This is a genomic window from Lentzea flava, assembly GCF_014648475.1.
GTDB classification, from domain to species: Bacteria; Actinomycetota; Actinomycetes; order Mycobacteriales; family Pseudonocardiaceae; genus Lentzea; species Lentzea flava.
Window position 1 is genome coordinate 1 of record NZ_BMRE01000154.1, and the last position, 825, is coordinate 825.

General features: G+C 64.1%; 1 protein-coding gene. It reads right to left on the reverse strand.

The window, feature by feature from the left end; genetic code table 11:
- Window positions 1–825: hypothetical protein (locus IEZ09_RS45925; protein ID WP_229813578.1), on the reverse strand; the 825-nt coding region annotated here is incomplete at both ends.

The window sequence follows — 825 nt, forward strand, 5'->3', positions numbered from 1 at the left end:
CAGAAACTCCCGCAAACTATCCGCACCCCCCATGCCGCGACGCCACTCAACAATCAGCTCCCGCACACCCTCCGGCAACACCACCGCCGACAACGACACCACCTCACGCAAAACCAGAGGCACCGACCGCTCCTTCAACAAGCCCCCACTGACCTCGGCAACCCCCGCATCCGTATACAAATGCCCAGTCCGCGGATCCTCAGAACGAAGCATGCCCCAAGCCCATTCACCAACCAGCTCACCAGTCAGCGCAGACTTGAACCTGACATGGCGACCACCAACATGACACTCCAGCGAAATCGGATAGCCCCGCCCACGTAGATCCTCCACAAGGTCCTCGAGCGTGCCAAACTCATCCTGACCAGGACGCCACCCCACAAACTCCGCCCGCACCTTCACCGGCAACGACACCTCACCCGAAGACACCGCACCCCCCACCACCGCACCCAGCCCCTCAGACCCCACCCCAGCACCCGGCCCGACACTGGCACCGGCCTCGGCATCAGCGGCGGCATCAACGCCGACCGGCCGCGACGAGCCACCAGCACCGGACTGCTCCCCCGCGCCGCCCGAAAACTTCTTCCACCGCGCGCGCACATTGCGTTCCCGAAGCAGGCCTCCGGAAAGCGCGGCCACATCTGCCGAGCTGTAAGGCGCACCAGCCTTACCCGCGCCGTACCTGCTCTCCTCCGCACTGATGCGCTCGCCACCCATGCGATCACCCCACAGCCCAACCAAGCCGAGGTAATACGAGGAGGAAAGGAAATGCCCTGTTCTGTCCAGTGAGATGGCATAGCCCTGGTTCTGCAGAACCACCCCGAGATC